This window comes from Mesorhizobium sp. M0663 (genome assembly GCF_040320585.1).
Lineage (GTDB): Bacteria > Pseudomonadota > Alphaproteobacteria > Rhizobiales > Rhizobiaceae > Mesorhizobium.
In genome coordinates this window covers 1-8538 of the sequence record NZ_JAMYPX010000069.1, presented here as the reverse complement: position 1 = coordinate 8538, position 8538 = coordinate 1, and the positions used below count along the sequence as shown (strand labels likewise).

Sequence of the window (8538 nt, the reverse complement as noted above, 5' to 3'; positions counted from 1 at the left end):
GAGCATCGTTTCAGGCATTCTCATCCCCTCCAGATCACGTCCAAGAATCGCATGGGAAGGCCATGATCACAAGCCTATTGCTGTCTTTGGTTGATAAAGGCCAACAACGCTAAGGGAGAACAAACGGTGATCTGATTTCGTTCGACGCTCGTTTTCGAGAGCCGCTCTGGGTCGTTCGCAATCAACTGTGTAGGCCAGCGGAGCGAGCAAGGAGCGCCAGATCTGGACAGGGCTGAGTGGGGTGTTTTTCCCGAAAGGTGGGGGCCATGCCCTAAGGGACACGAGATGTAGTGGACTCGTCGATCCGCGCGGTTTCGATTCGCGCACCCGGGCACAACGCTTGGATAAGTCCCATCAGACGCTCTCCGGTGGCCGTCATCTGTTTAGCTGACATTGGGCCGAGGGCTTCCAGCACGAGCCACATGGCGCGGGTATTGACCGTGACCATGGTGCGCCGCCCCTGCCGCCAGTTCCAGCGGCGGCACGTGACACCGCCATCATCGCACCAGATGACTTCGCCCGGTTCGGGATGCTCGGTTACCATTTCACCTTGCTGGATCGTGTCGAATGGCTCCGCTCCCTTCGCAATTAAAAGTCTCGGGACCCCCTGGTAAAGATCGAGATCCTCCCCGCCAACCGGAACGCCATACAACACGCTGACGGCATTGTAGGCATCAACCAGTGGGGATATCCGCGGGAGAGAGCCATCTTTCCGCACACGCTTGAGAAGCGCGGCGGCCGAGCACGGCGATCGATTGGCTTTTGTGCCGAAAGCCGCGTAGGCAACGGCCCACGCCGCAAGATGCGCGTCCCTTTGGGCGTCATCGCGAAGCGCGGCCTGTTCCGCCGCCGCAATCGTGTCGTTCAACGCCTGTGCATCCGGCACGTCGATTTCAGCGTTCCGTACCACAATGCTGATCAGATGAAAATCCGGGTAGCGGGCCTTGATCTCGGGGGCAATCAATGGGCGGGAAAGACATGGGATGCTCTTTTCTCATGGGGAGGCTTTGCGCTGGCGGTCGTTCGGGAGATGTATGAAGAAGGGTGCTTGTCGAGCGTCCAGATCTTCTGGCATCGGCGTGGTGCATGCCGCACCATGCGCTGGATAATTCCATCATTCGGCCGTGGACAAGGCCTGGTAGAGATCGACGATTATGTCTTGCGGGTGCTCGAGCCCGACCGAGATGCGCAGCAACCCCGCCGGAGCAATCGACTTTGGTCCTTCTACAGAGGCCCGATGCTCCATCAGCGAATGCGTGCCTCCAAGGCTCGTGGCCCCCACCACAAGATTGAGCCGCCCAGCGACCGTCATGGCTGCCTCGGCGCCGCCTCGAACGATGAAGGAAAGCATGGCACCGTAGCCAGACATCTGCCGCCCGGCCAACTCATGGCCCGGGTCATCGGGCAGGTCCGGAAAGAGAACACTTTCGACTGCCGGATGTTTGCCCAGCGTTTCGGCGACTTTCTGGGCGCCGTCACAGTGGGCTCGCATGCGAACCGGCAAAGACTGCAGCCCACGAAGTGCCAGCCAGCAGTCGAAGGGAGCCGCGACGCTTCCCTTGTGCCGCTGGATCATGCGCAGGGGGCGTTCCAGAGACGCGGCGTCCGGCAAGACGACGACCCCAGCCATCATATCGGAATGGCCACCTATGTATTTCGTTGCCGAATGCATCACGGCATCGGCCTCCAATTCGAACGGGCGCTGGAGGACGGGCGTCGCCCAGGTGTTGTCAACCACCGCAATCGCACCGGCCTCGTGCGCTTTGTCGCAAGCCGCCCGGATATCCACGACACGGATGAGCGGGTTCGAGGGGGTCTCGATCCACACGAGGCCCGTGGGGGCGGCACCCACGGCCGTGCGCAGCGCGTCCAGGTCGCGCATGTCGACGGCGACGAAGTCGAACCGGCTTCCGATATCGGTTTCGTCAATCAGCGATCGGATGCCGAAATACATGTCGTCCGGCACGACAATACGATTGCCCTTGCGGGGGTGCGCCTCGAACACCGCCGTAATGGCGGCCATGCCAGACTAGAAGGCGACAGCGGCGTGACCTCCTTCAAGCGCCGCCATCGCCGTTTCGAACGCGTTCCGCGTCGGGTTGGCATCCCTGATATATTCATAGCTCGACGGGTAGCCACCGTCCGCACTCCGTTCGAAGGTCGTACTGGGATGGAAGGGGATCGTGACGGCGCCGGTGAAAGGATCGACACCCCGACCCGCATCGCTTTGGTTTCCAGTTGCATGGAGCACCTCCTTAGGTGGATCTGAGAAGGAAGACGGCAGGAATGGCCAAAAGCAGACCGATTCCCTGTGTCATTGAAGGCCGCTCGCGCAGGACCTTAATGGCCAGCACGATCATCGCGACCGGATAGCGAGGCGACGGCCGCGGTTTCGGCCAATCCTCGGTGGCGAAAGCCACCATCAGCAACAGGTTTGCAATTCCATCGAGAAGGCTGGCCACGGCGGCAATGCTGAGGCCGCGCGGGCAAGACGCGTGGCTTCGGCACCCCGGGCGGCGACACCGCCAAGAAAGTCGCCCGCACCGAATGCGACGGCAGCGAGACCTGCAGCCATCACTCTCATGCGTGGAACACCGCAGGATGCGTGGGGCAAATCGCGGATGCGTGTCCACCCGCCCCATTGCGGGCCGTGGTTCCTGCTGAACGGCAATTGCTCCACAGACGATGAGCCGGCGCATCTTCATCGATCCCTGGGTTTGATGACGCGGTTGAAGGGTCCGCCCCGGTCGACGCCGCGCGGAACTCCGGTTGCTCGTGCGCGATGCCGTCGATCCGGCTGATCAGCCCGTGAATGTCGCCCAGCACCCAGAGGTCTCTCACCTTGCCGTCCTCGAATGTGAAGATCGGCATGCCGTACCACCACACGTGCCGACCGGTGGGCGCGCGACCGAACAGCGGACGGCGATGGATTCCGTGGAAGCGGAGCTTCGCCGAGACCCGATTTCCTTCCTCGATCATTTCCAGGATGTCGGATGTGTAGTGATCGAGAGAGCTTGTCACCCATCTGACATAGTCAGCGAACCCACTGTGCCCCACGAGAACCGGGCCGAGCGACCCGCGGAAAGTGAACCCCTCATGAAAGATTGCCGGGATCAAGTCGACGGCCGCGTGATCCCAATGTCCTTGTAGAACACCCGGACGATCTCCTTCTGCGGGCTGAGCTCGATGTCATCGAACGTCATCACCTTCTCGTGCTCATCGGGCGCGATACTCATGAATGCCTCCTTTTGCCGCTGGATATCGAGCGTTCGAACCGGAACGCCTGTGGAACCAGCCGATCCGCTACCGGCCACGGACCATCCGGTAGCTCATGGTCAGGGCAGCGCCTTCCGGTAGCGAATAGCCGGTCCCGCACTGACCGCCTGTGCCGCATGTACGATGGCGTTGGTGTCTAGGCCGTGGTGACGGTAGAGGTCCGCAATCGTGCCGGTCTGACCAAAGTGCTCGACCCCAAGCGCCTTGACGCGATGCCCGTTCACGCCGCCGATCCACGCAAGCGTCGCCGGGTGACCATCAATTGCGGTAACGATCCCGCAATCTCGCGACAGCGGCGCCAGCATCCGCTCGACGTGGCTAAGGGCGCCGGTCATTCCGCGCTGGCGGGCACGCTCCGCTGCCTGCCAGCCCGCGTTCAGCCGGTCGGCTGACGTGATTGCCATCAGCCCGACGTCGCGCCGGTCCTCTGCCAGAAGCCCCGTCGCTGCAATCGCCTCCGGCGCGACAACGCCTTGATAAGCGATCACCACGCTGGCGTTCGGCCCAGGCGGTCGCAGCCAATAGGCGCCATTGACGATATCCCGTGCCAGGTCCGGCCTCATGTCGCGGAGCGGCTGCTCGAGCGGCCGGGTGGACAAGCGCAGATAGACCGACCCTCCGGTCTGATCACGCAGCCATGTCGTCTCGTCCGGATCTCCTTCGCCGTTGCGCTGCATGTAATCGAACGCGAAGCGCATGATCACGGACAGCTCGTCGACGAAGGCCGGTTCGAAGGCGCAAAGCCCATCCTGCGCCATGCCGATCAGCGGGGTGCCGATCGATTGGTGCGCCCCGCCCTCCGGCGCCAGCGTCACGCCGGAGGGCGTGGCGACCAGCATGAAACGCGCGTCCTGGTAGCAGGCATAATTCAGTTGATCGGCGGAACGATAGATGAACGGGTCGTAGACCGTCCCGATCGGCAGCAGACGGACGCCGTTGATCGAATGCGATAGTCCGAGCGCCCCGAGCATGATCATCAGGTTTGACTCTGCGATCCCGAGTTCCAGGTGCTGCCCCTTCGGTCCGAACTCCCAACTGTAGGTGGAGGGGATGCGTTCGGCCTTGAAGGTGTCGGCCATGGTCTCGCGGGCAAAAAGGCCGCGCCGGTTGACCCAGCCCCCGAGATTGGTCGAGACCGTCACATCGGGCGAGGTGGTGACAATGCGTTCGGCAAGTGGACTCTGCTCGCGAGCGATGTCGGTCAGAATCTGACCGAAGCCCATCTGGGTCGACAGCGGCTTGCCGGGCTGTCCCGGCAACGGAAGGGTTGCGGGCACCGGCACTGACGGCGCTGACAACCGCCGACGCCCCTCACCGAAGAACGGCACCTTGGCGAGGAAGGCGTCAAGCTCCGCTTCCGGCAGGGTGGCGGCGGCCCATTTGTCCCACTCCTCACCCGGCTTGACGGCCATTTGCCGGCGGAAACCTTCCATGTGCGCAGGCGTCATCTGTCCCGCATGGTTGTCCTTGTGTCCGGCAAGCGGCAGACCGTAGCCCTTGATGGTGTAGCAGATGAAGCAGACGGGCCGGTCATGGCTGGAAGCCGCTTCGAAGGCTTCGAGGAGGCTCGGCATGTCATGCCCGCCAAGGTTCGTCATGAGTGCCTGCAACGCGTCGTCGGAGCGGCGTTCAATCAGGGCGGCGACCGGCCCCTGATCTCCGATCTCGTCGAGGAGCCGCTTGCGCCAGGCAGCACCCCCTTGGAAGGTCAGCACCGCATAGAGCTGGTTGGGACACCGCTCGATCCACTCACGCAGCTTCTCGCCCCCCGGCTCAGTGAAGGCTGCCTCTTGCTGCGCACCATGGCGCAGGATCATCACATCCCAGCCGAAATTGCGGAAAATCTGCTCGAACCGCTGCCAGAGGCCCTCCCGGATCACGGCGTCGAGCGACTGGCGGTTGTAGTCCACGATCCACCAGCAGTTCCGTAGCCCGTGCTTCCAGCCCTCGATCAGGGCTTCGTAGATGTTGCCCTCGTCCATTTCGGCATCGCCGATCAGGCTGATCATCCGACCCTCGGGGCGGCCCTTCATCCAGCCATGGGCCGAGACGTAGTCCTGCACCAGCGAGGAAAACAGCGTCTGCGCGACGCCGAGACCCACCGACCCGGTCGAGAAATCGACATCGTCGATGTCTTTGGTCCGCGAAGGGTAGCTTTGGGCGCCCTTGTAGCCGCGAAAGTTCATGAGCTTTTCACGGGTCTGGTTGCCGGCGAGATACTGGAGTGCGTGGAAGATCGGCGCCGCGTGAGGTTTGACCGCCACCCGGTCCTGCGGGCGCAGCACCGATCCGTAGAGTGCAGTCATGATCGTGCTCAGGGAGGCTGAAGAAGCCTGATGGCCGCCGACCTTGATCTCATCTCCCTCGCGGACGTGGTTGGCGTGGTGGATAGTCCAGGCTGCGAGCCAGGAAGCGCAGCGCTCGATCTCGTTCAAATATGCAAGTTTCGTCATTATTCACTTCCCCGAAAATCAGCGGTCGGACCGATGCCTCCCAGAGTAGATCGTCAAAGATCGAGCTTCAGCACGCCCGTCGCGCGTGACACGCAGGGGATGAAGCGATGGCCGCGTGCGTCTTTGGACAGGACGGAATCCCGATGGATCGGCTGTCCACTAAGCATAACGCATTCGCAGGTCCCGCAAACCCCGTTCTCGCATGAGGCCAGTAAGGGCACCCCGGCGGCGCGCAGAGCCGCGAGCGCCGTGGTCTGCGCCGAAACCTCAACCATCCTGCCCTCACGGAGTTCTATGACGAATGGTTCCGGTGGTGCGCCATCAAAGTCGGGAGGCTGGAAAGTTTCGAAATGAACCGTGCCCTCAGGCCAGTGTTCAGCCGCCCGCCCCACGGCGGCCATGAATCCGGGCGGTCCGCAATAGTAAACCTGTGCCTCGGCCGAACGGTTCGCCAGCAGCGCGGCGATGTCCTGCCGGGTCGCCGTCTCGTCGTCGAAATGGAGCCGAACATTGCCGCCAGGAAGATCGCCCTCGATCACCGGCAAGAGTGGCGTGAGCGCCCGGCTGCGGGTGAAATAGTGCAACTCGAAGGGCTTGGCCTGCCGGGTGAGCGCGCGCGCCATGGCCAGAACCGGGGTGATCCCGATCCCCCCTGCCAGCAGCAAAGTCGGCCCCTCGCCTGGCTTGAGCGCAAAATGGTTGCGTGGCGCGGAGACAGGCAGTGTGGAGCCGACGGCAATGGTTTCGTGGATCCACGCCGAGCCGCCACGGCCGTCATTCTCGCGCTTCACCGCGATGGTGTAGCGGCTGAGCTCGGTCGGGTCGCCGCAAAGAGAATACTGACGCACCTTCCGTTCAGGCAGATGGACATCGACGTGAGAACCCGCCTCGAACGGCGGCAGCACAGGTTTGCGCGGGTGTTTGAGGCCGATGACCAGTACTTCCCCCGGCTCCTTGCGGACAGCGGTCACGGTCAGCTTCATGACGATGCGGGGCGAGGCCATGGCGTTTCACTCGTCGATGGGCAAGATCAGATCACCGGGGCGGATCACGCCCCCGACCTCGATTGCGCAGTTCAGGCCGGAGCGGTTCAGAAGCCCGTCGTAGAGACCCGGAAGCCCCAGCAACTCCTCGATATACTTGCACGGGACATTCATCCGGGCGGCTCTAAGGATCGTTTCCCCGACCCGGAAGCGTTTGCCGACAAGATGGCCTAGCGGAGCGCCTTGTGTCGTCAGATTGCGCCGGTGATCTTCGGGCGCAAGCTTGGCCTTGAAGCCCGGTATCCTGGGTTCGCCCTGCGCGATGGCTTCCAGAACTTCAGCTTCGATCAGCGTCACCTCGCGAACGTCGGGACGCGCCGAATAGGTCCCCGCCCCCAGGTAGTAGCGATCTCCGACAATGCCTTGGCCGGCAATAAGCTGCGCCTCCGCTAGCTCCTCCATTTCATAGGAGGCAGCAGGCGCGATATGGATATGAAGCAGCTTTCCTAGCCAGGTCATCATCGCTCTCGGAAATTTGTCTCGTGGAAACCTGCTGCAAAACTGGCCTGATCAACAGCGCCAGTTGCATGGCGTTTTCCCGGTCCAGTTGGCTGTTGCAAAGAAATACGGGGCCCCCTCGGACCGTTTTCAGCGCCTGCTTTCGACCTCCCCCTGTCTCAGTTGTTCCGCGCCGGCATCGCGTCTTGCACCTGCTTGACAACCTCTCGCAGGACCTCAACGCCCTTCCCGATCTGCCTAATGCTCAAGGCGGCATATCCCATGACAAGACCGACGCGATCCGCGCGGCCTTCGTCCGATGGCTGTTCTTATAGCGGCGAGATCAGGTGTAGCCCCAAGCCCGCACGTCGGGCGGCTTCGACCAGTGCCGGTTCCTGCGATCGTGGCAGGTCTTTGAACCAAACGGCGACGTGCAGTCCGGCATCTGCTCCCTGGACAGCGATGCGATCGCCGAAGCTGTGCCGCAAGGCGCCCAACAACGTCTCCCGACGCTCGCCGTTCAGCCTGCGCACGCGGCGCACATGGCTTTCGTAGCCGCCACTCTCGATCAAAGAGGCCAGCGCCTCCTGTTCAGCCACCGGCGAATGCCGGTCCGCGAATTGTTTGGCGGTTGCGAAGACCTCCTGCAATTCCGGCGGGACGACGAGGTAGCCGATGCGTAGCATCGGCGAGAGCGTCTTGGAGATCGTGCCGAGGTAGATGACAGCCCCGTGGTCCTCGAGACTGTGCAGCGGAGGGACCGGATTGATGTCGTAGCGATATTCGCTGTCGTAGTCGTCCTCGATCACATAGGCGTTGTTGTGCCGCGCCCATTCCAGAAGCTGGTGGCGGCGCGCGATCGGCATGACGCCGCCCAGCGGAAACTGATGCGATGGCGTGACATAGGCCAGTCGCGCCCCGATCCCCGCCAGCAACTCCGTCTTCATCCCGTCCTCGTCGACGGTGACCGGGATGGGCGAGGCACCCGTACTGGCAAAGACCTGACGCGCCATCCTGTAGCACGGGTCCTCGATGACGAAGCGGTCGGCGGGATCGAGAAGCAGGCGAGCGCACAGATCGAGGCCCTGCTGCGAACCGTTGACGATGATGATCTGCTCGAGGTCGCAGCTCAGGGTTCGGGCGCGCCAGAGATAGCCCTGGAGCGCCTGGCGCAGCCGGCGCGAGCCGCGAGGATCGTCATAGGCAAGACGCAACGGGCGCTGCCCCATCGCCTCGTTCATCGCACGTTTCCAGACCAATGCGGGGAAGTCTGACGACGCCAGGTCGCCATAGCGGAAATCGACCTTCAGCCCAGTCGGCAGATAATC

At 62.7% G+C, this 8538-nt stretch carries 7 protein-coding genes and 2 pseudogenes; all 9 read right to left on the bottom strand.

The window, feature by feature from the left end; genetic code table 11:
* Positions 1–271 precede the first annotated feature (271 nt).
* Complete coding sequence (locus NKI54_RS35825) at positions 272–964, bottom strand: B3/B4 domain-containing protein (RefSeq protein ID WP_352694549.1); 693 nt, start codon at positions 962–964, stop codon at positions 272–274.
* Positions 965–1114: 150 nt separating this feature from the next.
* A pseudogene (locus tag NKI54_RS35820) lies at positions 1115–2251 on the bottom strand (trans-sulfuration enzyme family protein).
* A 4-nt stretch (positions 2252–2255) separates the two neighbouring features.
* Positions 2256–2462 (bottom strand): hypothetical protein, encoded by a 207-nt coding sequence (locus tag NKI54_RS35815; protein WP_352579569.1) that lies wholly within the window; start codon positions 2460–2462, stop codon positions 2256–2258.
* Positions 2463–2580: 118 nt separating this feature from the next.
* Positions 2581–3117: an ester cyclase gene (locus NKI54_RS35810; protein ID WP_352579568.1), complete on the bottom strand. Its 537-nt coding sequence runs from the start codon at positions 3115–3117 to the stop codon at positions 2581–2583.
* A complete protein-coding gene (locus NKI54_RS35805) occupies positions 3114–3236 on the bottom strand; it encodes a hypothetical protein (protein WP_352579567.1) in 123 nt (40 codons plus the stop codon). The genes NKI54_RS35810 and NKI54_RS35805 overlap by 4 nt, the downstream gene beginning before the upstream one ends.
* Before the next feature lie 99 nt (positions 3237–3335).
* Positions 3336–5729 carry a thiamine pyrophosphate-binding protein gene (locus tag NKI54_RS35800; protein ID WP_352579566.1) on the bottom strand — a complete coding sequence of 798 codons (2394 nt, stop codon included), beginning with the start codon at positions 5727–5729 and terminating at the stop codon, positions 3336–3338.
* A 53-nt stretch (positions 5730–5782) separates the two neighbouring features.
* Positions 5783–6733, bottom strand: a complete 951-nt coding sequence (locus NKI54_RS35795) for a PDR/VanB family oxidoreductase (protein WP_352694547.1) — start codon at positions 6731–6733, stop codon at positions 5783–5785.
* A gap of 6 nt (positions 6734–6739) precedes the next feature.
* A complete protein-coding gene (locus NKI54_RS35790) occupies positions 6740–7231 on the bottom strand; it encodes an MOSC domain-containing protein (protein ID WP_352694545.1) in 492 nt (163 codons plus the stop codon).
* Positions 7232–7389: 158 nt separating this feature from the next.
* Positions 7390–8538 (bottom strand): annotated as a pseudogene (gene pdxR, locus NKI54_RS35785) (MocR-like pyridoxine biosynthesis transcription factor PdxR); the annotation flags it as partial.

Bases quoted from the DNA above. Each gene is read 5' to 3' on its own strand.
- NKI54_RS35805 (WP_352579567.1), bottom strand. From the start codon at position 3,236: ATGAGTATCGCGCCCGATGAGCACGAGAAGGTGATGACGTTCGATGAC.
- NKI54_RS35800 (WP_352579566.1), bottom strand. From the start codon at position 5,729: ATGACGAAACTTGCATATTTGAACGAGATCGAGCGCTGCGCTTCCTGG.
- NKI54_RS35795 (WP_352694547.1), bottom strand. From the start codon at position 6,733: ATGGCCTCGCCCCGCATCGTCATGAAGCTGACCGTGACCGCTGTCCGC.
- NKI54_RS35790 (WP_352694545.1), bottom strand. From the start codon at position 7,231: ATGACCTGGCTAGGAAAGCTGCTTCATATCCATATCGCGCCTGCTGCC.